This window comes from Micromonospora sp. NPDC050397 (genome assembly GCF_044901685.1).
Taxonomy (GTDB): domain Bacteria; phylum Actinomycetota; class Actinomycetes; order Mycobacteriales; family Micromonosporaceae; genus Micromonospora_G.
The window spans coordinates 404209-427511 of sequence record NZ_JBJDPS010000005.1; the positions used below are offsets into that span (position 1 = coordinate 404209).

Consider the following 23303-nt stretch of genomic DNA (forward strand, 5'->3'; position numbering starts at 1 on the left):
GTCAGTTGGTGCTGACCCGGACCGAGGTGGCGTACCGGGAGAGCATCTCGTGCCACCCGGCGGTGAGCGCCTGGCGGTAGCCCTCGGCCGCCTCGCCGTGCCGGTCGAAGCCACGGTGTACGACCTCCACCCGGGTCTGGCCGTCCTCCTCGGGCAGGAACCGCGCCTCCACCTCGCTGGCGTTCGCCGGGTCCGGCACCGGTAGCCGGTCCGGCCCGATCTGCCAGGTGAAGACGAGTCGGTGCGGCGGCTGCCAGTCGATGACCCGGCCCCAGTCGGCGCGGAACCCGTGCGGCCCGATCTCGTACGCCATACCGCCCGCGCGCGGCTCGAAGCCGATCTCGGCGAGCGCGGTCGGGCCGGACCAGGTGTACTCCATCACCCACCAGTCCGCGAGCCCTCCGGTGAAGACCGCGAAGGCGTGTTCGGGCGAGGCGGAGACCCGCAGAGTGGTTCGTAGGGAGTACCTCGCCACGTCCTGGTGGATAGCGCCCGGGTCGGTGGTCTCCTGTCCCATAGGCCCGGACCATACCGGCCGCTGACCCCCGACGCAGCGTCCAGCCGACCAGCGGTTGAATCTCTGCGCCGAGCGTGCGGTTACTGGACGTTGCGATGGATGATGACCGATCCCGTTCCGTCGGTGCCTGTCTGCTATGACGGATTGGCCGGATCGTCCGGGCGGCGGTTCGGGTGCTCGGTATGAGGCAAGTGCTATGCGGTCCGGCGTCGCGACCGCCATTAGATTAACGGCCATCGATCGGATTGGATGAAGGAGCCCGCGATGGTCAGACGACGATTCCTCCGCGCCGTGGCGGCGGTGCTGATGGCGGCGAGTGCCGTCGTCGGCGTACAGGCGACCAGCGGAACGGCCGCGCTGGCCGATCCCACCATCGCCGTCCGCACCGTCTACTACGACGCCAGCCGTGCCGGCGAGTTCACCACCAACTTCACCCAGGCGGCGCAGATCTGGAACAGCCGGGTGAGCAACGTACGCCTGGTCGCCGGCACCCCGGCGAGCGTCGTCATCTACGTCGACAACGGCTGGCCCCGGGCGTACGTGACCGGACTCGGGTCGGGCCGGGTCTACATGGGCTGGGAGGCGGTCAACCAGGGCTACAACCGGACCAGGATCGCGACCCACGAACTCGGCCACATCCTCGGCCTGCCGGACAACCGGACCGGCCGCTGCTCCGACCTGATGTCCGGCAGCAGCGCGCCGGTCTCCTGTGCCAACGCCAACCCGAGCGCCGCCGAGGCGGCCCGGGTCAACTCGCTCTTCGCGGGCAGCCTGGCGACCGTGCAAGCCGACGCCGCAAACCCCAAGGTGTACGTCTGGAACGGCAACTGACCTGCTCCGCGTACGCGGGACGGGGCCGATCGGCGGCGACGCTGGTCGGCCCCGGCCGTCCTGACGGGACGGATCCGCCAGTCAGCGCACCACGATCCCGGAGTTGTGCCGCCGCACCGCGCCCACCGCCAGCAACGCGCCGACGACCAGGTAGACGACCCAGGTCAGCGGCAGCGTCGCAAAGCCGATGCCGACGAAGAACAGCAGTACGTTGATCCAGAACAGCACCCAGAACGACACCATCAGCGTGATGCCGACGCCGACCCGCCCCGCGTACATGTTGCCGATGCCGAAGATCCCCACCAGGCCGGGCAGGAGTTCCAGGGCGACCGCAGCCCCGGCCGACTTCGCCGGCACCACCGGTACGGCGTACACCGGCGGGTCTCCCGCCACCGGCGGACGAGCGTAGGGCTGGTGTGCCAGCGCAGGCGGTTGAGCCTGGTAGGCGGCTCCCGGCGGCTGTGGCGGGTAACCCGGCGGCACGGACGCCGCTGGCGGGTACGGCGGTTGATGAGCCGCCGCCGACGGTGATGGCTGGTACGGCGCCGCCGACACCGGTGGCTGATACGGCGGTGGCGGGTAGGCCGGCTGCGTGGATGGCTGCGGCGGGTACGGCGGGTACGGCGGCTGGTACGGGGCCGCCGAGACGGGCGGCTGCGGGGCGGGCGGCTGCGGCAGGGCCGGCGAGGTCGGTGCCGGCGGATACGGCTCCGTGGGAAGCTCCATCGGCAGCGTCGGGGGAAGATGCGTGGGCGGTGCCGGCGGGTGCGGCGACGCCGCGTCGGCCCACGGGTCGTGCTGCGGGTGCGGATGACTCATGGTTCGCAGTGTGACCATTGGACGCTTCCCACCGCCACCTCCGAAGCCCTCGGCGCGTCCCGTGCCCATACTTCCCCGCATTCGCATCCCGCATCCTGGCCGTACCGACAGCCGACGATCATGATCGAGGGGCGACCCGTGCTCACGGTCGCCCCTCGATCGTTTGTACGGAGTACCGTCGGGGTACACGATGTACCCCATCCGGTGGAGGTGTTCGATGACCGAGCAGGCACAACCCACCCCGGGGCAACGCGTCGAGCGCCTACGCCGCGCGGTCGGCCTCTCCCGTGAACGTCTCGCCGGACTAGCCAGCCTCTCGCCAACCACCGTCAAGTTCATCGAGAACGGCAAGCGGAGCTTGACGCTGCGTGCCGCCCAGCAACTCGCCCCACACCTTGGCGTCCGCGACCTCGGCGACCTCTTCGGACCGGCCGTCACCCTGTCCCTCGACGCGCGCCCCAGTCACCCCGCCGTCGAGGACGTCCGCCGGGCGCTGACCGCGTGGCACGTCAACGTCAGTGGCGAACCGGCCACTACCGACTACCTACGCGGCGCTACCGACGCCGCATGGCGGACGTGGCACACCTCGCGACACCAGCGCACCGAAGTCGGGACGTTGCTCCCTGGCCTGCTCGACGCCACCCAGCGGGCCGTACGCCTACACGAGGGACCCGACCGGCGGGCATCCCTGGCCCTGCTCGCCCAGTCGTACCATCTCGCCCAGGCGTACCTGGCATGGCACGGCGACCGTGAGTTGGTCTGGCTGACTGTCGACCGGGGCATGGCCGCTGCCCTCGACGCCGACGACCCGCTCGCTCTCGCTCACGCCATCTGGTACGCGGCGCATCTGCTCCGGTCCACCGGTCGCGGCGACGAAGCCGTGGAGCGGCTACGTGACGCGCGTGGTCTGATCGAACCCCGTGTCGCGGACGGGCCGGTCGAGTACGCGGAGATGCTGGCCGACTTGTACCTGTGCTCTGCGCTCACCCGGGCGCGGACCGGCGACCAAGGCGCGTGGGCCGATTGGGAGTCCGCACGGGACGTGGTGCACCGGGCGCTGCCGGCCGACTATGTCGGCTTGCGGACCAGGGTGTCCCGGCCGCTGGTCGAGGTGTACGCGGTGATGTGCGCCGTCGACCTCGGTGACCCCGATGAGGCGCAGCGCCGCGCGCACGCTCTCGACCCGGCCACCATCCCCTCGACCGAGCGGCGTGGGCGCCACTATGTGGAGCTGGCCCGGAGCGCCGACCTGGAAGGCGCGCGGGAAGCAAGCCTGCACCTGCTGACCAAGGCAGATGCCACCTCTCCGGAGACCGTGCGGTTCTCACCGCCGGCACGGGACATCCTGACCCGGTTGGCGACGGAGGCGCCGGCGTCGATTCGGGCGGACGCGGTCGAGTTGGCCGAACGAGCGGGCATCAGCTTGTAGGGGTACATCCGGTAACTGGGTACGCCACGTACCCCTTGCCGTCCTCGTCGATACCTAACGTGATCTCACGGTCGTGCCTCCGACACGCGGTTGCGGATCTGCGCCATGCTGCTCGATTTCATGTGCGACCTGCCCGGCGGTGCCATTGGCGCCGTGACGGACTCTGCCGTCGAGTTGCTCATCGATTTTCTCCGTCCCTTACCCACCTTCCTGTTCGAAGACGCATGATGCTGATCTTCGCCGCTGCTGACGAGGCTTACCATCGATCGAGGGGTACGCGAAGTGTGCGTACCCCTCGATCGATTTTCGGGTGTACCGTCCGAAGTGGCGGCCCGCCCGGGTAGGGCCTGGCGTGCCACCGCCCCAGCCCTACCTGGGAAGGTCCACCGCTATGCCTCGTCGGCCCGTTCCCTCGGACCCATCCGTTGGACAGCGCATCCGCGCCCGCCGTGAACTCCGTAACTGGAGCATCCGTCATGCCGCCAGCCGGGCCGGCATCTCCCACACGAGCTGGTCACGCATCGAGCACGGAACCCAGCGAACCGACCGGTACATGATCGTTGACCTTGCCGCCGCTCTTGAATGCTCCGTGGTCGAGCTGACCGGGCAGCCGTACACGCCAGCAGACCGGCAACTGGAGTCTGCCCGCATCGGCGCCGAACGGGTCTGGCGGGCGATGATGAACCACCCGCTTACCGAGCCGGCACGGCAGGATCCGACCCCCGTGGACGCACTCCTCCAGGAGTCGACGCTGGTCCGGGACCTGTATGCCAGGTGCGACTATGCCGGTGCGCTGCACCGCCTCGTCAGCCTGGTCCCCGGACTGCATGGACAGAAAGATCAGCGGGCGACGTTGAAGGTGATGGTCCCGGTGTACGGGGTGGCGATGGGGTGCCTCCTGAACGTCGGCTACCCGGCGCAAGCCCTGCTCGCGGTCGATCACTGCGAGGATGCCGCACAGCGGCTCGAAGAACCGGTAGCGCTGGCGGTCGCCGCCGCGAACCGCGCCCGGGTCCTGGCGTACTCCGGAGCCTACGGCCCGGCGCGGTCCGCCGCCGGGCGAGCCAGCGATGACCTGGAACACCACCTGGACGCGCCAGCCGCGCTGGACCTGCTCGGCTTCCTCCACCTGGCGCGGGCTCACCATTCGTCAGGTGTCCGCGACGCTGGCACGGCGGAAAGCCACCTGGCGGAAGCAGCGCGGATCGCCCAGCGGACCGGCGAAACGACCAGTTGGGACATGGCCTGGGGCCCCCGGAACGTGGCGCTGTGGCAGATGGCCCACCAGCTCGACACGGGCCGACCGGGCGAGGCCGTGGAGACGGCCGCCAGGGTGCGGGTCGACGGGCTACCCGCAGTACGGCAGGTGTACTTCTACATGGACATGGCCCGGGGGCATGTTGACTTGGGCCATGATCGTGACGCGGTGCGGTGGCTGCTCACCGCTGAGCGGACCGGGCAGCAGCACACCCGGTCGTCCACCTCGGCCCGGGAGACTGCGCGCGCGCTGCTGCGGCGCGGGGTGGGTGGCTCCGAGTTGCGGGGTCTCTGCGAACGGATGGGTGTCGCCGACTGAGTTCGTGGTGCGTAGGCGTTCCACTCCCGCTCGTTGCCCTCGGTAGCGTCGTGATCACGGGCGCGGCGATGGGTGCACCCGGACCGTGTCGATCCGCGCCGCGTTCCTGCAAACCCGAGCACATCCATTGATGTCGGTAACCCCACCCACGCAAACTCAGCCACAACCGTTTCCCGCCCCGACGATGGGAGTCATCATGACGCTGCGGTTTCTCGGCAAGGACCCTGCCAGCCCGGACGGCCAGTCCCCGACCCTGTACTACGACGACGAGAGAAACACGTACGTGTTCCAGGGCTGGAAGGTCAACGACCCGGAGCGACTGGCCCAGATGGACATCCCCGACCACGAGACCGTGATCGAGTTTCCGAAACGCATGATGCAGTTCTTCCCCGAGGCGGACTGAGTGACCGTGACCTTTGACCAGCTCTTTCGGGGCTGCCAGCAGAGCGCTGTGCACCTGGAACTGCGGGACGGCTACATGCTCGATGACCCGTCGTACCGGGCGTGGCAGGGCGGCCACCGGATCAACCCGGACGACCGGGCATCGTGGTGGCGGCCGTGGCTGGATACGGTCGTGGCGATGGTCGACCGCGGTGTGGAGGTGCGTCGCGCTCGCATCGTGTCCGAGCCGGTCAGCGACTACATCCGGTACGAGTACGACGTCACGTTCCCCAACGTCGCCGCCGGGGAGCAGGTGCGGTGGCTGCCCCGGCGTCGAGCTACCGACCTGGCGCTGCCTGGCAACGACTTCTGGCTGTTCGATGACACGACGCTGGCGGTCAACCACTTCAGCGGCAACGGGGACTTCCTCGGCGTCGAGCTGGTCGAGGACCAGGCGGTTATCAAGCTGTGCGCCTCAGCGTTCGAAGCCGTGTGGGACCGGGCGGTCCCACACGACGAGTACGACCCGGCCTGACCGGCGTACCGTGGCCACCCCGTCGTCCAGTGCACAGCAGGCGCTTGAAGCCCTCGGCGTCCGCCTGCGGGAAATCCGCGTAGACGGCGGCCTGACCGGGCGTGACCTGGCTCGGGCGGCGGGGTGGCACTCCTCAAAGGTCAGCAAGATCGAGCACGGGAAGCAGACCCCCTCGATCGAGGACCTCCGCGTGTGGTCCCGGCACTGCGGTGCCGCCGGCCAGGCTGACGACCTGGTCGCTTCGCTGCGGGCGGCCGAGGGGATGTTCATCGAGTGGCGGCGGATGGAGCGCACCGGGTTGAAGCTGGCGCAACAGTCCGTGGTGCCACTCTGGGAGCGGACCCGCCGGTTCCGGATCTACTCGTCGTGGCTGGTCCCCGGGCCGCTCCAGACCCGTGCCTACATCAGCGCCGTGCTGCGCTCGACCGTCGACCGTCGCGGACTGCCGGCCGACGACCTGGACGCGGCTGTAGAGGTGCGCGTCGAGAAACAGCGGGTCATCCACGAGGGCGATCACCGGTTCGCTGTGGTGTTGGAGGAGAGCGTCCTACGCCAGCCAATCGGCGGGCCGGAGACGATGGTCGGCCAGCTCGGACACCTGCTGACGGCCGGCACGCTGCCGTCGGTGTCGCTCGGCGTCGTCCCGCTCGGCGTCGACCGGTCGGGCATCTGGCCCACCGAGGGCTTCTGGATGTTCGATGATGAGCAGGTCAGCGTTGAGCTGGTGTCGGGCCATCTGCGGGTTACGCAGGCGCCGGAGGTGGCCATGTACGCGGACGTGTTCGGCCTGCTCGCGTCCCGCGCGGTGTACGGAGCTGCCGCCCGCGCCCTGATCACGTCCGCGATCGAAGCCCTGGACGCCCGCTGAGCAATCTGAAGCAACTCTGTTCCGCCTGGTCACGCAGCGCCCATAGCGTCTTACCAAGCGCAGCCGGCGGTATCCATTCGGCGGAACGGCCGCTGGCTGCGCCCCTGATCGCGCCAGGTCACGCTCTGCCCCTGGCGCCCGGGGGCGTGGTGCTCAGGGACGGGTCGCCACGCCCCACCTCTTCCCGTCCCGGAGGTGATGAGCGCGATGATCAGTTGGTACCTCACACCACCAAGGCCACGGCCGACCGTCCGTACGGAGGTGCCGCTGCCCTTGCTGCGGATCTTGCACAACGCTGGCGTGGTGCGCTGGACGCGGCGGCGGCGATGACTGACCCCGACCAGCACCCGCTGACGATCATGCCCCGGTCCGTGTGGCCGGCCATCCTGGGCGGCGCGCGGGCAACCGTCGAGGCCCACGAGGGCGGAGAGTGCCAGATGTGTCCGGCCTACGCGCCCGGCCAGTGCACCCGGCTGCTGGCCGCTCAGCAGGCAGTGGTGGACCCGCTGCTGCTACACGCCGAGCAGGAGTCTGTCGAGCGAAAGGCGCGGCGATGAACCCACCCTTGCGGAACACGGTCCTCGTCGAGCTGACCCACAAGTCGGCCAGCGGCCGGTGGGACTGTGGCCGATGCGGACACCCGTGGCCGTGCGCACCCGGGCGCGGCGAGTTGACCGCGTCGTTCGGCGGTGACCGCGTGGCCCTGGCCATGTACATGGCGACCGAGCTGGTTCGCGCCGCGCGGGAGCTGCGGGAGCCGACACCGGCCCAGCTCCATGAGCGCTTCATCGCCTGGACCCGATGACCGACCGGGCGGCGCTGGTCAAGGTGACGGTGAACCTGACTCCGCGCGCCGTCGACGCCCTGGATGCGGCGTGCACCCGGACCAGGGATACGAAGACGGACACGATCAACCGAGCGTTGGCGACCTACGTGCTGGTGCTGGAGCTGGTCGAGCGCGGCGGCGGGCATCTGACCCTGCTCGACCGTGACGGCAGCACCGAGCGGGTCCACCTGATCCACTAGCCCGGTTTCGGGCTTGGAAATAGCGAAGCCCCGTGCCGGCGTTTCCGCTGGTCGGGGCTTCGCTGATAGCCCGGCGAAAGGCTATGTGGCCAGGGGCGGGGTCGAACCGCCGACCTTCCGATTTTCAGTCGGACGCTCGTACCAACTGAGCTACCTGGCCTGGTGTCGCTCGGGTCATGTTACCTGTCCAGCGGACTGGCCGCAGCACGGGTCACATGCTCCCGATACGCAGAACGCCGCGCGTTATACGCGCGGCGAGCGGCGCTTGCGGTCCTGACGGGACTTGAACCCGCGACCTCCGCCTTGACAGGGCGGCGAGCACTCCAACTGCTCCACAGGACCTAGCTCTTACCACTTGCACCGACCGGCTGGACGGATGTTACACGTGCCCCCAACGGGATTCGAACCCGTGCTACCGCCTTGAAAGGGCGGCGTCCTGGGCCACTAGACGATGAGGGCGGCCCCGCCATCATTGCACAAGACAACTCAAGCAGTTCTTGCTCCCATCCGGCCCCGCCGGAGGCTTGGAAAGCATACGTGATCGTGCACCGGGCGACCAAATCCGTATCGGGGCAGGGCAGAACTCCCCCAAATCTACTTCAAGCGCACGATCCCGTACTTCTGTTTCAGAGTGGTCAGGAGGGTCGGGCAGGCGCTGAGCGTGCCGCTGCGGTCCCCGCCCCCGTCGTGCAGCAGGATGATCGAGCCGGGCCGCACCTGCGCCAGCACCCGTTGGCTGATCATGGGGGCACCGGGCTTCTCCCAGTCCCTCGGATCGACGTCCCAGTGCAGCGGCGTCATGCCCAGATCCCGGCTCACCCGGACCAGCGACGGGGTCCACGCACCGCCGGGCTGCCGGTAGTAGTCGACCCGGGCTCCCCGCGTCGCCCGCCGGATCTCCCGGTTGGTCCGCAGCAGGTCGGCCCGGATCTCGGCCTCGGACCTCTCGCCCAGCTTGAGGTCGTGCTGCCAACTGTGGTTGCAGAGGGTGTGGCCCTCGCGCACGATCCTGGCGACGAGCTGCGGATACTTCCGCACCTTCGTGCCGAGCACGCAGAACGTCGCCCTGACCTTGGCCTGGCGGAGCTGGTCGAGCACCTTCGGGGTCCAGTCCGGTGACGGGCCGTCGTCGAAGGTGAGCGCGACCCCCTTCCCGCCGGTCATCCGCCGGGTGTCGTGCGGCCCGACCGTGCTCCGGGGCGTGGGTGGACGGCTCGCCGTCGGTACGGCGCTCGGCGAGGTCGACGGGGTGGCCGACGGGGTCGGGCCGGGTGCGGGTGCGCTGGTGGCCGGGGTGAACGGGGCGAAGCGGGGAGGGGCCGCGAGGTCGTGCTGGCCATTGGCGCAGGCGGCGGTGAGGAGCGCCACCAGGACCAGCCCGGCCGCGAGCGCGGCGGGTCGCGTCATCGTCGACTCCCGAGGGGTGTCGGGCGGGGGGCATCGGGGCGGAACGCCCCACGCTAGCCCAATCCGGGACCGTACGTGAGCCCCGTTCGGGGCCGTTCCGGTTCGGTGGCCGTCGATTCCTCCGGGGGCCCGCGGCCGGACCGGTCAGCCGCGCAGCGACCGTTCGGCGGCTACGGGCACCGGCACGGCCGGCGCCCCCTCGGGCGGTCCGGGTACCGCCACGGTGAGCGCCAGCGCCTCGGCCAGACTCGCCGGATGGTCCACCCCCGCCGGTAGCTCCTCGGCCCGCCACCCGGGTCCGGCGGCGAGCAGCAGCGCGGGTCGCCGCGGACCGGCCAGGACCGCTCGGAGCTGGGCTGGGTCGGCGGTGGCCGGCGCGTGCGACCAGAGCACCACCACGGCCGGACCGGTCCGGGCGACCGCGTCGACCAGCGCCGCCATCGGCACCCGCGCACCGAGCTGACGACTGGGCACACCGGCCTGGGCGAGTGCCGCCGCCAGGGCCTCCAGCGGGAGGGTGTGCTGCTCCTCGTCCGCGCAGGCGAGCAAAATTCGGGCGGGCTGGCGGTGGGGCGGCTGGCGGTGGGGGAGACCGTCCGCGCCGGACGGGCGGTTCCGGGTCGCCGTCCGGGTCACCACCGAGAGTGTTTCGGAGACGCAGCGGGAGAGCAGGTGTTCCACCTCGATCAGGCCGGTCGTGGCGGCGTGCCGCTCACCGATCCCGGCCAGCACCGGTCGCAGCAGACCGTCCCAGGCGGCCACCACCCCGTCGGCGGCGATCGCCCGCTCGATCGTGTCGCAGACGGCGGCGGCGTCGAGCCGCATCGCCGCGCGGGCCAGCCCGCGCGCCGCCGGCCCGGCGGTCGGCACCGGGATGGCCCGGCCGCCACCGTCGCGCGGCCGGATCGTGGCCCGGCGCGCCGACCACACCGTCTCCCGATCGGGTACGTCCACAGCCCGTTGCGCCCACCGGGCGGCCTCGGCCGGCACCACCCCCTCGGCGGTGAGCCGGCGCATCACCTCCAGCCGGGCCAGGTCCTGCGCGGAGTAGCGCCGGTGCTGGCCCGGTACGTGCTGACTCGGCCCGAGACCGTACCGCTGGTGCCAGGTGCGCAGGGTGGTGACCGCGACGCCGAGCTGGCGCGCGACCGTGCCCGCGCTCAGTCCGTCATCGGCCACCCGGCGGCTCCGCCGCGTTGTCGGACGGGCCGACCGGTCCACCGGCGGCACCGGCCGGGACACCCGCCTCGGCCGGTCCACCGCCGGCCGGCGTACCGCTGGTGTGGGACGGGCCGGAGCGGAGGTAGCGGTCGAGCACGCCGACGAGCCAGGGCGCGTACCGGTCGGGTGTGGTGGCGATCTCGGCCGAAAGCTGCTCCGGGTCGACCCAGCGTAGGTCGGCCACCTCGGCGGGATCGGGTGACACCGGCTGGTCGGGCGAGAAAGCGCCACACAGTACGTGGTCGTACTCGTACTCGACCCGGCCGGTGGACGGGTCCTCGGCGTAGTAGAGGTGGACCCCCACCTCGGTCAGCCCGACCGGGCCGACACCCAGCTCCTCCAACAGCCGCCGGTTGGCGGCGGTACGCAGCGACTGGCCGGGTTCGGGGTGGCCGCAGCACGAGTTGGCCCAGCGCAGCGGGAACCGGGTCTTCACCGAGGCGCGCTGTTGCAGCAGCACCCGGCCGGCCGGGTCGATCAGCAGCACCGAGAAGGCCCGGTGGAGCTGCCCCGGGGGCTGGTGCGCGGCGGCGACGCTGGTCTCGCCGAGCACCGTGCCGCCGTCGTCGACCAGTTCGACCAGGTGGTCCTCGCGGGCGCTCATCGGCCACCGCCGGTGACCCGTGCCGCGGCCAGTTTGCCGGAGATCAACACCATCGGAACCCCCACTCCCGGCTGCGTACCCGAACCGACGAAGACCACATTGGAGAGTGTGCGGTGAAGATTCGTCGGACGGAACGGTCCGGTCTGGAAAAGACTGTGCGCGGCGGCGAACGGGGTGCCCGCGGCCATGCCGGCGTCGGCCCAGTCGGCGGGGGTGACGATCTCGGAGACCTCGACCCCGTCGGCGAACCCGACGTAGCCCCGGGTCTCCAGCGTCTCCATCAGCTCGGCCGCGTACCGGCGGGCCAGGTCGCCGCGCCAGTCCAGCGGGGCCCGGTCGAGGTTCGGCACCGGGGCCAGCACGTAGTAGGTGTGCCGGCCGGCGGGTGCCACCGAGGGGTCGGTCCGGCTCGGGTTGGTGAGCAGCAGCGACGGGTCGGACATCAACTGCCCCTGCTTGATCACCTCCCGGAAGGTGCCCCGCCAGGAGCGGCCGAAGTGGATGTTGTGGTGGGCGATCCCGGAGTAGCCCTGGGACGAGCCGACGTGCAGCACCACGCAGGACGGGGAGTAGGTCAACGGTCGTTTCCGGGTCGGCGGCAACAGGTCCCGGTACGCGACCGGCAGGTCCGGGTTGAGCACCACCACGTCGGCCGGGATCCGCTCGCCGTCGCTGGTCCGTACGGCGGTGGCCCGGCCGGCGGAGGTCTCCACCCGGCTGACGGTGGTGCCGTACCGGATCTCCACGCCGTGCTTCTCCGCGGCCCCGGCCAGCGCCTTGGAGACCGCGTGGATGCCGCCGCGCGGGAAGTAGACCCCGGCGACCGAGTCGAGGTAGGAGATCACCGTGTAGATGGCGAGCGCGTCGTGCGGGGCGAGTCCGGCGTACATCGCCTGGAACGAGAAGATCCGCTGGGTCCGGGGGTCGCGGAAGAACTGGTTGACCTTGGTCTGTAGCCGGCGGAAGGCGCCGGCCGCGACCAGCCGGAGCAGGTTGCGGTTGAGCAGGTCGAGCGGGGAGTCGAGGTTGCGTTCGATGAAGTCGGCCCGTTCGAGCTGCCAGAGGCTCCGGGCGTAGTCGACGAAGCGGAGGTAGCCGTCGGCCTCCCACGGACCGCAGACCCGGGCGATCTCGGCCGCCATCTGCTCCGGGTCGGTGTGCACGTCGAGGGTGGAGCCGTCCGGGTAGTGCGCCCGGTACGCCGGGTCGAGCGGGGTCAGGTCCAACCAGTCGGTCAGCTCCTCGCCGACCGCGCCCAGCGCCTCGCGGATCAGGTCCGGCATGGTCAGCACGGTCGGACCGGTGTCGAACTCGTAGCCACCGAGGCTGAGCCGCCCGGCCCGCCCGCCCGGCACCGGTTCACGTTCGAGCACGGTCACCTGCCGGCCGGCGCCGGCGAGGTGCAGCGCGCAGGCGAGGCCACCGAGCCCCGCGCCGACCACCACGACCCGATCGGTCCGTCCACTCACGGTCCGCACGCGATCACCTCCCTACTGCGATCCCTCATCATGCCCGCCGATGGGTCGTTACCACAGCAAGACGAGTAAGTGCGGAGGGATTGTGCGTCGGCCGGGGTCCTTGGCCGACGTGGGAGCGTACCCTAGGGTTACGAGTTGCGTCGATTGGTGCGTCGATTTACTCGAAGGAGCTGGGCGGTGGGGAAGGTGGCACCGGAGCCGGGCCGGACGATCGGCACGACGGCCGAGACGGAACTCGACGCGGCCTATGCGCGCTGCCGTGAGCTGCACAGACAGCACGGCCGCACGTACTATCTCGCGACCCGGCTGCTGCCCGCGTGGAAACGCCCGCACGTGCACGCGCTCTACGGCTTCACCCGGTACGCGGACGAGATCGTGGACCGCACCGACGAACTGCCCCCGGCGGAGCGGGCGGCCCGGCTCGGCGACTGGTCCGAGCGGTTCGTCGCCGGCCTGCGCTTGGCCCCGGCCAGCGATCCGCTGCTCCCGGCGGTGCTGCACACCATCGCCGCGTTCGACCTGGACCCGGAGGACTTCGCCTCGTTCCTGCGCAGCATGGCGATGGACCTCACCATCACCTCCTACGCCAGTTACGACGACCTGCTCGACTACATGGAGGGCTCGGCGGCGGTGATCGGCACCATGATGCTGCCCATCCTCGGCTCCTCCGACCCGGTCGCCGCCCGCGAACCGGCCCGCCAACTCGGGCTCGCGTTCCAGCTCACCAACTTCATCCGGGACGTCGCCGAGGACCTCGACCGGGGGCGCACCTACCTGCCCGACGAGGACCTGGCGAAGTTCGGGGTGAGCCGGGACGACCTGGTCGAGGCCGCCGCCCGGTGCCGGGCCGGCAGCGCGATCCGGGAGCTGATCGAGTACGAGGTGGCCCGTGCCCAGGCGCACTACGCCGCCGCCGCACCCGGGATCGTCCTGCTCAACCCCGCCTCGCAGGCGTGCATGCGGACGGCGTACGCGCTCTACGGCGGCATCCTGGACGAGGTCGCCGCCGCCGGTTACGACGTCTTCGTACGCCGGGCGGTGGTGCCCCGACGCCGCCGGGCAGCGGTGGTCGCCCGCTCGTTGCTGACCCGTACCGGCACACCGGTGGTGGTGCCCGGACCCTCCGGCGGGCCGACGGTGGCCGTACCGGCGAGGGTGGCCCGACCGGCGACGGACCCGCCGCCGGCTCCCCGGTGAGCGCGCCGCCGGGCGGCCGGACCGCGATCGTGCTCTTCACCCGCGACCTGCGGGTGCACGACCAGCCGGCGCTCGCCACCGCCTGCGCCAACTTCGACCGGGTGGTGCCGCTCTTTGTCCTCGACCCGGCCCTGGCCGGCCGCTCGCCCAACCGGGACCGGTTCCTGCACCAGAGCCTGGTCGACCTGCGGGACGCGCTCCGCGAACGCGGCGGTGACCTGGTGCTGCGCCACGGCGACCCGGTCGCCGAGACGATCCGGCTCGGCCGTGCGGTCGGCGCGACCGGGATCGCCCTGTCGGCCGACGTGAGCCACTACGCCCGTCGACGGGAGCGCCGGCTGGCCGCCGAGTGCGACCGGCACGGGCTGTCGCTGCGTACCTTTCCCGGCCTCACCGTGGTCGAGCCCGGCGCCGTCCGGCCCGGCTCGGGCGGCGACCACTACCGGGTGTTCAGTCCCTACCACCGGGGCTGGTCGGCCCGGCGGTGGCGGGACGAGGTGGCCACCCCCGCGCGGGTGCCGCTGCCGACCGGGGTCGAGGTCGGTCGGCTGCCGGCGGAACCGGCCGGTGAGTCCCCGGAGGCGCTGCCCGGCGGCGAGCGCGTCGGCCGGGACCGGTTGCGCGGCTGGCTGCGCGACCTCGACCGGTACGACGACCTGCACGACGACCTGGCCGGTGACGGGACCTCGCGACTCAGCCCGTACCTGCGGTTCGGCTGCCTCTCGCCACTGGCCGTGGCCCGTGCCGCGCTGGCCGCCATGACGGGCGGACCGGACCCGGCCCACCCGTTTGTCCGGCAGCTCTGCTGGCGGGACTTCTACTACCAGGTCGCGTACGCCTTTCCCGACCTGGCCACCCGCGCCTACCGACCCGGTTCCCGAGACGAGTGGCGGTACGACGAGAAGACCCTGGCCGCCTGGGCACAGGGGCGCACCGGTGAGCCGATCGTGGACGCCGGCATGCGGCAGTTGCGGGCTCAGGGCTGGATGCACAACCGGGCCCGATTGATTACCGCGTCGTACCTGACCAAGGAGTTGGGGCTGGACTGGCGCGACGGTCTGGCGATCTTCGCCCGCTGGCTGCTCGACGGCGACCTGCCAAACAATTCCGGCAACTGGCAGTGGGTCGCCGGCACCGGCAACGACACAAAGCCGTACCGGCGCTTCAACCCGAAACGCCAAGCCGACCGCTACGACCCCGAAGGTGCCTACCGTCGCCGCTGGCTGCGGTGAAAGGAAGGGCCCCTTGTTAACGGATACGGATAGGAAGGGCCCCCTGCTAACCGTCGAGGCAGGTGTGCAGTACGTCGACCAGGTGCTCCACCCGTTCGAAGCCGGCCAGGTGCCGGGTCGCGTACGCGAACGTGTAGTCGCGTACCGGGTCGGCCCAGGCGGCGCTGCCCCCGATGCCGCCCATGCCCCAGCTACCGTCCTCTTCGAGCTGCATGCCGAGGGTCCACCGGACCGGCCGCTCCAGCAGCAGGTCGTCACCGCTGTGCTGGGCCCGGGTCAGCTCGGTCACCAGGTCGGCGTCGAACAGCCGTACGCCGTCCAGCTCCCCACCGGCGAGCAGCCCCGAGTAGAGCCGAGCCAGGCCGGCGGCGGTGGCGTGCAGGTTCACCGCGGGTAGTTCGGCACCGCGCCAGAGCGGGCCATTGAGTACGGCCAGGTCGAGGCAGCCGGCCGGGTTGCCGAGCGCGCGGGCGCGCAGCGAGCCCGGCGTACCGAGGATGGTGACCGGCCAGTCGGGGTCCCCGTAGCCCAGGTCGGCGCAGCGGGCCTGGTCCATCGGGGCGAGCCCGAAGTGCAGGTCGAGCCGCCACGGCCCGGCGATCTCGTCGGCCAGGAAGCGGCCGATCGACCGGCCGTCGACCCGCCGGACCAGTTCGCCGAGGAGGTGACCGTAGGTCAGCGCGTGCTCGGCGGCGACGGTGCCCGGCGTCCAGAGCGGTTCGGCGTCGGCCAGGTCGCCGGTGAGCAGCGACCAGTCGCCGAGCGCCGGCTCCGGGCGGGGCACCGGGAAGACCGGCAGCCCGGCGGTGTGGTCGAGCACGTGCCGGACGGTCGCCCCGCTCGCCCGGAACCCGGGCCAGTGCCGGACCACCGGGTCGTCCAGACCGACCCGGCCCCGCTGCACCAGCAGCAGCACACAGAGGGCGGCCACCGGCTTTCCCACGGAGTAGACGTTGACCAGCGTGTCCGGGCTCCAGACCCGGGTCCGGGCGGAGTCGCGCCAGCCGCCGTACAGGTCCAGCACCGGACGGCCCCGGTGCCAGACGGCGAGGCTCGCGCCGGTCTCGGCCGCGCCTCGGGGCAGGTCGTCACCGGCGGTGGGCCGGGTGGCACCCTCGACCGGGCGCTCGTCGTCGAGCAGGGCCGCGAAGGCATCCCGTACGGCGACAAAGCGCCGGTCCCAGTCGCCGTTCACCGGATCGTCAGGTAGCTGGTCTGCGCTCACCCGACCCACGGTAGGCGAGCGGAAAGGCGGACCGGATCAGCCGGGTCTATCGTCACCGGATGGCTCACCGGCGTTACCGGATGGCGCACCGGGCCGTCTCGACAAGCCGGTGACCCGACTTTTCATCGGCCGCCAACGAGGCGCCCGAACAACCCGAACAATCCGAAGTAGCGGCGCGGCAGATTCCAGTTAATTTCTTGCAGGAAATTGCCGTACCATTGCGGCCGTGACTAAACGCCTCACCGAAGTAGCAAAGAAGGCCGGCGTCAGCGAGGCCACGGTGAGCCGGGTGCTCAACGGTCGCGACGGCGTCTCCGAGGCCACCCGCACCGCCGTGCTCACCGCGCTGGACGTGCTCGGCTACGAACGGCCGACAAAACTGCGGGGTGAACGCGCTCGGCTGGTCGGCCTGGTCCTGCCCGAACTGCAGAATCCGATCTTCCCGGCGCTCGCCGAGGTGGTCACCGGCTCGCTCGCCCAGCGCGGTTTCACCCCGGCACTCTGTGCCCGGACCATCGGTGGCGTCTCGGAAATGGACTATGTCGAGATGCTGCTCGACCACCAGGTCTCCGGGGTGATCTTCGCCGGTGGCTCGTACGCGCTCGCCGACGCCCGGCACGACCACTACCGCCGGTTGACCGACCGGGGGCTGCCGGTGGTCCTGGTCAACGCGGGCGTGGACGAACTGGAGTTCCCCCGGGTGTCGACGGACGACGCGGTGGCGGTGGAGCAGGCGTACGGCCATCTCCGCTCGCTCGGCCACGAACGGATCGGCATGGTGCTCGGCCCGGAGGACCACGTGCCGTCCCGGCGCAAGCTCGCCGCGATGGTCCAGGTGGCCGGCTGGGCGCCCGGCGACGACCGCGTGGAGCGGTCCAGCTTCTCGATGGAGGGGGCCAGGGTCGCCGCGACGAAACTGGTCGAGCGGGGGGTGACCGGCATCATCTGCGCCAGCGACGTGCTGGCCCTGGGCACCATCCGGGCGGCCCGCCGGTTGGGTCGTTCGGTGCCGACCGACATCTCCGTCGTGGGCTTCGACGACTCGGCGTTCATGACCTGCACCGATCCGCCGCTGACCACGGTCCGGCAGCCGATCGAGACGATGGGGCAGGCGGCGGTGGACCTGCTGGTCACCCAGATCGAGGGGGCCGGGGTGCTGCACGACGAGCTGCTCTTCGAACCCGAGCTGGTGGTACGCGGCTCGACCGCGCCCGTACCCGGTCGCTGAGCCCGGTGACGAGAGCCCACCACTGACCGACCTTCCTTCCCCGACAACCCTCTGACCAGCAACGACACGCACGACCCAGGGCGGACCGGCCACCGGTCCGCCCTTTTGCGTGGGGCGGGGGTGCGGACCGGCGTGGCCCGGCCGCCCACCCGGGGCAAACAGTCGCAGTCTTTCGAATTTTGGTCGAGTTCTTGCGGGAAGCGATTCGACTTTGTATCGTCATCGCCACGAAACATTGCGTACGAGAGAGCTAGATCACAATTCGCGTGCCCACCCAAGGGAAGGGTGTTCGTCCATGGACAGATCCAGGCTGCGGAATGCTGCGGCGCTGGCGCTCGTAGCCGGCCTGGGGCTCAGCCTCACGGCGTGCTCCACGAAGAGTGACGACTCGTCGACCGATGCGAACGGCAAGGTCACCATCACGGTGGACTGTCAGCCGGCTGGCGCCCAGAAAGAGCTGCTCCAGAACTGGAACGACGACGTCGTCGAGTTCCAGAAGCAGAACCCGGACATCGTGGTCAAGAGCGTGAGCGTCGGCGAGCAGTGCAACAACCCGCCGGACTTCACCGCCCGGCTCGCCGGTGGCACCGTGACCGACCTGTTCTACGGCTACATGACCGACGTCCAGCAGGTGCTCGACTCCGGCCAGGCGATGGACATCACCGAGTTCGCCACCAAGGAGACCGTACCGACCTGGGACAGCATCGACCCGGCGCTCAAGGAGGTCTTCACCGACGGCGGCAAGATCTACGCCGTACCGGTGAAGAACTACTCGATGGGCCTGGTCTACAACAAGGTCCTGTTCCAGCAGGCCGGGCTCGACCCGAACAACCCGCCGAAGACCTGGGGCGAGGTGCGGGCCGCGGCCAAGAAGATCTCCGCGCTCGGCAACGGCATCGCCGGTTACTCGGAGTACAGCGCCGGCAACACCGGCGGCTGGCACTTCACCTCCCTGATCTACTCGCAGGGCGGCCAGGTGCTCTCCGCCGACGGCAAGAAGGCCGACTTCAACAACGCCATGGGCAAGCAGGTCCTGCAGAACCTCAAGGACATGCGGTACGGCGACAACAGCATGGGCGACCGCCAGCTCCTCCAGTGGGGTGACCTGCTCACCAACGCCGGTGCGGGCAAGGTCGGCATGTTCATCGGCGCGCCGGACGCCACCCAGGCCATCGTCAGCCAGTTCCAGGGCAAGTTCCAGGACTGGGCGATGGCCCCGCTGCCCGGCCAGGACGGCCCGGCGAAGGGCACGCTCGGCGGTGGCGAGGGCTACTTCTTCAAGAAGGGCCTCACTCCCGAGCAGGTCAAGGCCGGTCTGAAGTGGATCACGTACCAGAAGCTGACGCCGGGCAAGGGCCAGTTCGACTACGTCCGGGCCAAGCCGCAGAACTACCCGGTGGGCCTGCCCCAGCCGCTGCTCTTCACCAACGGCAGCGAGGCGCACAAGCAGGAGCTCGAACTGCGCAAGGCGAACGCGAACGTCGACACCACGAACTTCGCGATCTTCGAGGCGAACCCGGTGCCGATCAAGGGTGAGCCGCGCAACGCGCAGGCGATCTACGCCGTGCTCGACGCCGCGATGTCCGGGGTGCTGACCAGCCCGAACTCGAACATCGACGCGCTGCTCAAGACGGCTGAGGAGAAGGTCAACCAGCTCCTCGCCGCCGAGAGCTGATCCACGGGTGTGGGGGCCGGTGCTCCGGTCCCCACACCACCCGCCGCACCGCCGGTGTCACCGACACACCCAGGAGTTGCCTTGGCGATCACCACCGCCCCGGGGACCACCACCAGGAAGCCGGGTCGCCCCGCGTCGCCGTACTCGGCCCGGCCGGAACGTACGAACCTCGGCCGCAAGGTACGGGACAACCTCACCGGTCACGCGTTCCTGATCGGCGCGGTGCTCTGCTTCATCGTCTTCTCCTGGTACCCGATGATCCGTGGCATCGTGATGAGCTTCCAGCGGACCCGGCGCGGCGAGACCACCTGGGTGGGCTGGGACAACTACGTCCGCATCGTGGCCGACCCGAGCTTCTGGACCGCCTGGCAGAACACCATCTACTTCACGGTCCTCGCGCTCCTGCTCGGCTACGGGGTGCCGTTCTTCGTGGCGATCCTGCTCAACGAGTTCCGCCACGCCAAGGGCTACCTGCGGATCCTGGTCTACCTGCCGGTGATGCTGCCGCCCGCGTCGGCGCTGTTCCTGTTCAAGTTCTACGCGTACGACCCGAGCGAGGCGGGACTCTTCAACGCGATCCTCAAGGCACTGCACCTGCCCACGTCGCAGTGGATGCAGTCGCCCGAGATGACGATGCCGGCGATGGTGATCGCGTCGACCTGGATGAACATGGGCAGCGCGGTGCTGATCTACCTGGCGGCGCTGCAGAACGTACCGGGCGAGCTGTACGAGGCGGCCGAACTCGACGGCGCCGGGCTCTGGCGGCGGATCGTCAACGTGACGATCCCGCAGACCCGGCTGATCCTCGCGCTGCTGGCGATGCTCCAGATCGTGGCCACCATGCAGCTCTTCATCGAGCCGCTGATCCTCGCCAACGGCGCGGGCTCGGAGGACTCGGCCACCTCGGTCGCGTACCTCATCTACCAGCACGGGTTCTTCCAGAACGACCTCAACGGGGCCGCCGCGCTCGGCGTGATCATGCTGGTGGTGCTGGCCGGCTTCTCCGCCGTGTACGTGCGACTGAGCGCGAGACAGGACTAGGACAGGCGACCATGGCACAGGACTCCGGGACCCGTACCCTCATCTCCCAAGCCCAGCTCAGACGGGGCCGCGGCAAGGTGATCTACTGGACGCTGCTCACCGTTGTCGTCGTGGGGTTCACGCTCGTCTTCCTCGGGCCGCTCTACTGGATGGTCACCGGAGCGCTCAAGTCGGGGCAGGAGATCGCGCAGACCCCGCCGTCGCTGTTCCCGCAGGACCCGCAGTGGCAGAACTACACCGACGCGTGGCACAACCTGGACCTGGCGAAGCTGCTGTTCAACACGTTCTACTACGCCGCCGGGGCGGTGCTGTTCCAGCTCGTCTTCGACACCGCGGCGGCGTACGCGTTGTCCAAGCTCCGACCGATCTTCGGCAACGTGATCCTCGGCCTGATGCTGGCGACCCTGATGATCCCGGCGATGGTCCTCATCGTGCCGCAGTACGTGACCGTGATCGACCTGCCGATCCTGCACGTCAACCTGCTCGACTCGCCGTTCGCGATCTGGCTGCCCCTGGTCGCCAACGCCTTCAACATCTTCCTGCTGAAGCGGTTCTTCGACTCGATCCCGGAGGACCTGATGGCGGCGGCCATGATGGACGGGGCCACGCCGCTGCGCACGCTCTGGTCGATCATCCTGCCGATGTCGCGTCCCATCCTCGGCGTGGTCGCCATCTTCGCCGTCACGGTGGTCTGGAAGGACTTCCTCTGGCCGAAGCTGGTCATGCCGTCACCGGAGACCCGGACGGTCAGCGTCGGCATCTACGCCTTCTCCGGCGGTACGCCGATGAACGTGGTGATCGCCGCGTCGGTGATCGCCGCGATCCCGACCGTCATCATCTTCCTGATCTTCCAGCGCAACATCATGTCCGGTCTGACCACGGGCAGCCTCAAGGGGTAGCCCACCTCCAGCGACACTCGCGCGGCGGACAACGGTCGTTCGCCCGATACACATCCCCAGGTCTGGCGTAGACGCCGACGTATGACGCAGAAAGCAGGTGCTCGTGTCCACAGCAGACAACAGTCCGTGGTGGCGTGGAGCGGTGATCTACCAGGTGTACCCACGTAGTTTCGCCGACGGCAACGGCGACGGCATCGGCGACATCGCCGGCATCCGCTCCCGGCTGAATCACCTGTCCGCGCTCGGCGTCGACGCCATCTGGTTCAGTCCCTGGTACCCGTCCCCGATGGCGGACGCCGGTTACGACGTGGCCGACTACCGCGACATCGACCCGGTCTTCGGCACCCTGCCCGAGGCCGAGGCGCTGATCGCGGAGGCGCACGCGCTCGGCATCCGGACCATCGTCGACGTGGTGCCCAACCACTGCTCCGACGCGCACCCGTGGTTCCAGGCCGCACTCGCCGGTGGGCCCGGCGCACCCGAGCGGGACCTGTTCTGGTTCCGCCCCGGTCGGGGCCCGAACGGTGACCAGCGGCCGACCGACTGGGTCGGCGAGTTCGGTGGTGAGACCTGGACCCGTACCACCAACCCGGACGGCACCCCGGGCGACTGGTACCTGCACCTGTTCACCGCCGAGCAGCCGGACCTCAACTGGGAACACCCGCTGGTCCGGGCCGAGTTCGAGGACATCCTGCGATTCTGGTTCGACCGGGGGGTGGACGGCATCCGGATCGACTCGGCCGGTCTGCTGGTCAAGGACGGCACGCTGCCGGAGACCCGGCCCGACCGGCCGCACCCGTTCCGGGACCAGGACGGGGTGCACGACATCTACCGGGCCTGGCGCCGGGTCGCCGACGAGTACCCCGGTGACCGGGCGCTGATCGGCGAGGTCTGGATGCCCGACCGGCAGCGGTTCACCAACTACCTGCGCCCGGACGAGCTGCACGCCGCCTTCAACTTCGACTTTCTCGGCTGCGCGTGGGACGCCTCCGCGCTGCGCGAGAGCATCGACGGCACGTTGCACGCGCACGCCCCGGTCGGTGCGCCGGCCACCTGGGTGCTCTCCAACCACGACGTCACCCGGCACGTGACCCGGTACGGTCGGGAGGACACCACGTTCAGCTTCGCCAAGAAGCGCGAGGGCATCTTCACCGACCTGGAACTGGGCACCGTGCGGGCCCGTGCGGCGGCGCTGCTCTCGCTCGCCCTGCCCGGCGCCGCGTACGTCTACCAGGGCGAGGAACTCGGGCTCTGGGAGGTCGACGTGCCGCCGAGCGAACGTACCGACCCGATGTGGCCCCGCTCCGGTTACGTCGACCCGGGCCGGGACGGCTGCCGGGTGCCGTTGCCGTGGTCCGGTGACGCGTCCCCGTTCGGCTTCAGCCCGGACGACGCCACCGCCGCGCCGTGGCTGTCGCAGCCGGCGGAGTGGAAGGGACGTACCGCCCAGGCGCAGACCGGCGACCCGTCGTCGATGCTCGCGCTCTACCAGGCGGCGATCCGGATCCGGCGGGCCGAGAGCGGCCTCGGCGACGGCCCGATGAGCTGGCTGGACGCGCCGGACGACGTGTTGGCCTTCGCCCGGGACGACCACTTCGCCTGCGTGGTGAACCTCTCCGGGGTCTCGGTGCCGCTCCCGGCGCACCAGCACCAACTGCTGGCCAGCGGCCCGCTGGACGGGGACCTGCTGCCCCCGGACACTGCCGTCTGGCTGCGGACCGGAACGGTCTGACGATGGCCCACGCGTATGCCGCCGCAGGCACGACCCGTGCCGGCGCGACCGGGCGACCGGCGTGTCAACCGGTGCGCCCGTCGCACCGGCGGTCGCCGGTGGCGTACGCGGGCCGCCGAGTCGCCGGGTACGTCCGGCTCGGCCCCGGGCCCACCCGGGCCGAGCGCGACGGCGCGGTGGTGTCCGCCGGGGGTGGGGACGCCGACCCCGCCGTCGGCGGACACGCCGTACCCCGAGATTTTCCGGTGGCGGTGCGACACGTACGAAAGCCGCCGCCACCACCACCGGCCGGAACCCCGGCCGGTATCCGAACGGGAGGTCCACGCGCACTGAACCATCGCTGACGCACGGCTCCACGCGGTTCCACGCGGCTCCACGCACG

The 23303-nt window shown here is 70.5% G+C and carries 24 protein-coding genes and 3 tRNA genes; 17 read left to right on the plus strand and 10 right to left on the minus strand.

All coding sequences use genetic code 11. The annotated features are described in order from the left end of the window. Position 1 precedes the first annotated feature (1 nt). The gene (locus tag ACI2K4_RS20670) at positions 2-517 is read right to left on the minus strand and encodes an SRPBCC family protein (protein ID WP_404513315.1); all 516 of its coding nucleotides are present in this window, start codon (positions 515-517) and stop codon (positions 2-4) included. 264 nt (positions 518-781) lie between these two features. Here ACI2K4_RS20670 and ACI2K4_RS20675 point away from each other — a divergent pair, with 264 nt between their 5' ends. After that, positions 782-1348, plus strand: a complete 567-nt coding sequence (locus tag ACI2K4_RS20675) for a snapalysin family zinc-dependent metalloprotease (protein WP_404513316.1) — start codon at positions 782-784, stop codon at positions 1346-1348. An 81-nt stretch (positions 1349-1429) separates the two neighbouring features. Here ACI2K4_RS20675 and ACI2K4_RS20680 read toward each other — a convergent pair whose 3' ends face one another. Continuing rightward, positions 1430-2167 (minus strand): hypothetical protein, encoded by a 738-nt coding sequence (locus ACI2K4_RS20680; RefSeq protein ID WP_404513317.1) that lies wholly within the window; start codon positions 2165-2167, stop codon positions 1430-1432. 217 nt (positions 2168-2384) lie between these two features. On the opposite strand from ACI2K4_RS20680, the gene ACI2K4_RS20685 reads away from it, so the two are divergent. From ACI2K4_RS20685 to ACI2K4_RS20725, 9 genes are all read left to right on the plus strand, one after another. Beyond that, a complete protein-coding gene (locus ACI2K4_RS20685) occupies positions 2385-3596 on the plus strand; it encodes a helix-turn-helix transcriptional regulator (protein WP_404513318.1) in 1212 nt (403 codons plus the stop codon). A gap of 105 nt (positions 3597-3701) precedes the next feature. Continuing rightward, positions 3702-3824 carry a hypothetical protein gene (locus ACI2K4_RS20690; protein WP_404513319.1) on the plus strand — a complete coding sequence of 41 codons (123 nt, stop codon included), beginning with the start codon at positions 3702-3704 and terminating at the stop codon, positions 3822-3824. A 163-nt stretch (positions 3825-3987) separates the two neighbouring features. Beyond that, the gene (locus ACI2K4_RS20695) at positions 3988-5172 is read left to right on the plus strand and encodes a helix-turn-helix domain-containing protein (protein WP_404513320.1); all 1185 of its coding nucleotides are present in this window, start codon (positions 3988-3990) and stop codon (positions 5170-5172) included. 196 nt (positions 5173-5368) lie between these two features. Further along, complete coding sequence (locus ACI2K4_RS20700; protein WP_404513321.1) at positions 5369-5575, plus strand: hypothetical protein; 207 nt, start codon at positions 5369-5371, stop codon at positions 5573-5575. Next, positions 5576-6088 (plus strand): DUF6879 family protein, encoded by a 513-nt coding sequence (locus tag ACI2K4_RS20705; protein ID WP_404513322.1) that lies wholly within the window; start codon positions 5576-5578, stop codon positions 6086-6088. A gap of 10 nt (positions 6089-6098) precedes the next feature. Beyond that, positions 6099-6956: a helix-turn-helix domain-containing protein gene (locus ACI2K4_RS20710; RefSeq protein WP_404513323.1), complete on the plus strand. Its 858-nt coding sequence runs from the start codon at positions 6099-6101 to the stop codon at positions 6954-6956. Between the two features lie 326 nt (positions 6957-7282). Then, positions 7283-7513 (plus strand): hypothetical protein, encoded by a 231-nt coding sequence (locus ACI2K4_RS20715; protein WP_404513324.1) that lies wholly within the window; start codon positions 7283-7285, stop codon positions 7511-7513. Next, entirely contained in the window at positions 7510-7761 is a 252-nt protein-coding gene (locus ACI2K4_RS20720; RefSeq protein ID WP_404513325.1) for a hypothetical protein, read from the plus strand. The genes ACI2K4_RS20715 and ACI2K4_RS20720 overlap by 4 nt, the downstream gene beginning before the upstream one ends. Continuing rightward, complete coding sequence (locus ACI2K4_RS20725) at positions 7758-7982, plus strand: hypothetical protein (RefSeq protein ID WP_404513326.1); 225 nt, start codon at positions 7758-7760, stop codon at positions 7980-7982. Before ACI2K4_RS20720 ends, ACI2K4_RS20725 begins: the two co-directional genes overlap by 4 nt. Positions 7983-8068: 86 nt before the next feature. On the opposite strand, the gene ACI2K4_RS20730 is transcribed toward ACI2K4_RS20725, so the two are convergent. From ACI2K4_RS20730 to crtI, 7 genes are all read right to left on the minus strand, one after another. Then, positions 8069-8142 (minus strand) — tRNA-Phe (locus ACI2K4_RS20730). Between the two features lie 108 nt (positions 8143-8250). Further along, positions 8251-8324 (minus strand) — tRNA-Asp (locus ACI2K4_RS20735). A gap of 44 nt (positions 8325-8368) precedes the next feature. Further along, a tRNA-Glu gene (locus ACI2K4_RS20740) sits at positions 8369-8441 on the minus strand. A gap of 135 nt (positions 8442-8576) precedes the next feature. Then, positions 8577-9389, minus strand: coding sequence for a polysaccharide deacetylase family protein (locus ACI2K4_RS20745; protein ID WP_404513327.1), 813 nt, complete (start codon positions 9387-9389; stop codon positions 8577-8579). 144 nt (positions 9390-9533) lie between these two features. Beyond that, on the minus strand, positions 9534-10568 hold the full coding sequence (locus ACI2K4_RS20750; protein WP_404513328.1) for a MerR family transcriptional regulator: 1035 nt from the start codon (positions 10566-10568) through the stop codon (positions 9534-9536). Continuing rightward, on the minus strand, positions 10558-11214 hold the full coding sequence (idi, locus tag ACI2K4_RS20755; RefSeq protein ID WP_404513329.1) for an isopentenyl-diphosphate Delta-isomerase: 657 nt from the start codon (positions 11212-11214) through the stop codon (positions 10558-10560). The genes ACI2K4_RS20750 and idi overlap by 11 nt, the downstream gene beginning before the upstream one ends. Next, a complete protein-coding gene (gene crtI / locus ACI2K4_RS20760) occupies positions 11211-12692 on the minus strand; it encodes a phytoene desaturase family protein (RefSeq protein ID WP_404513330.1) in 1482 nt (493 codons plus the stop codon). Before crtI ends, idi begins: the two co-directional genes overlap by 4 nt. A gap of 210 nt (positions 12693-12902) precedes the next feature. Here crtI and ACI2K4_RS20765 point away from each other — a divergent pair, with 210 nt between their 5' ends. After that, positions 12903-13889 carry a phytoene/squalene synthase family protein gene (locus ACI2K4_RS20765; protein ID WP_404513419.1) on the plus strand — a complete coding sequence of 329 codons (987 nt, stop codon included), beginning with the start codon at positions 12903-12905 and terminating at the stop codon, positions 13887-13889. Further along, the gene (locus ACI2K4_RS20770; RefSeq protein WP_404513331.1) at positions 13886-15121 is read left to right on the plus strand and encodes a cryptochrome/photolyase family protein; all 1236 of its coding nucleotides are present in this window, start codon (positions 13886-13888) and stop codon (positions 15119-15121) included. The genes ACI2K4_RS20765 and ACI2K4_RS20770 overlap by 4 nt, the downstream gene beginning before the upstream one ends. A gap of 46 nt (positions 15122-15167) precedes the next feature. Here ACI2K4_RS20770 and ACI2K4_RS20775 read toward each other — a convergent pair whose 3' ends face one another. Beyond that, a complete protein-coding gene (locus tag ACI2K4_RS20775; RefSeq protein ID WP_404513332.1) occupies positions 15168-16346 on the minus strand; it encodes a serine hydrolase domain-containing protein in 1179 nt (392 codons plus the stop codon). 226 nt (positions 16347-16572) lie between these two features. On the opposite strand from ACI2K4_RS20775, the gene ACI2K4_RS20780 reads away from it, so the two are divergent. From ACI2K4_RS20780 to ACI2K4_RS20800, 5 genes are all read left to right on the plus strand, one after another. Next, positions 16573-17574, plus strand: coding sequence for a LacI family DNA-binding transcriptional regulator (locus ACI2K4_RS20780; protein WP_404513333.1), 1002 nt, complete (start codon positions 16573-16575; stop codon positions 17572-17574). A gap of 295 nt (positions 17575-17869) precedes the next feature. Further along, entirely contained in the window at positions 17870-19249 is a 1380-nt protein-coding gene (locus ACI2K4_RS20785) for an ABC transporter substrate-binding protein (RefSeq protein WP_404513334.1), read from the plus strand. An 81-nt stretch (positions 19250-19330) separates the two neighbouring features. Continuing rightward, positions 19331-20290, plus strand: a complete 960-nt coding sequence (locus tag ACI2K4_RS20790) for a carbohydrate ABC transporter permease (RefSeq protein WP_404513335.1) — start codon at positions 19331-19333, stop codon at positions 20288-20290. An 11-nt stretch (positions 20291-20301) separates the two neighbouring features. Next, positions 20302-21189 (plus strand): carbohydrate ABC transporter permease, encoded by an 888-nt coding sequence (locus ACI2K4_RS20795; RefSeq protein ID WP_404513336.1) that lies wholly within the window; start codon positions 20302-20304, stop codon positions 21187-21189. A 103-nt stretch (positions 21190-21292) separates the two neighbouring features. After that, positions 21293-22921, plus strand: coding sequence for a glycoside hydrolase family 13 protein (locus ACI2K4_RS20800; RefSeq protein WP_404513337.1), 1629 nt, complete (start codon positions 21293-21295; stop codon positions 22919-22921). The last annotated feature ends 382 nt before the right edge of the window (positions 22922-23303 follow it).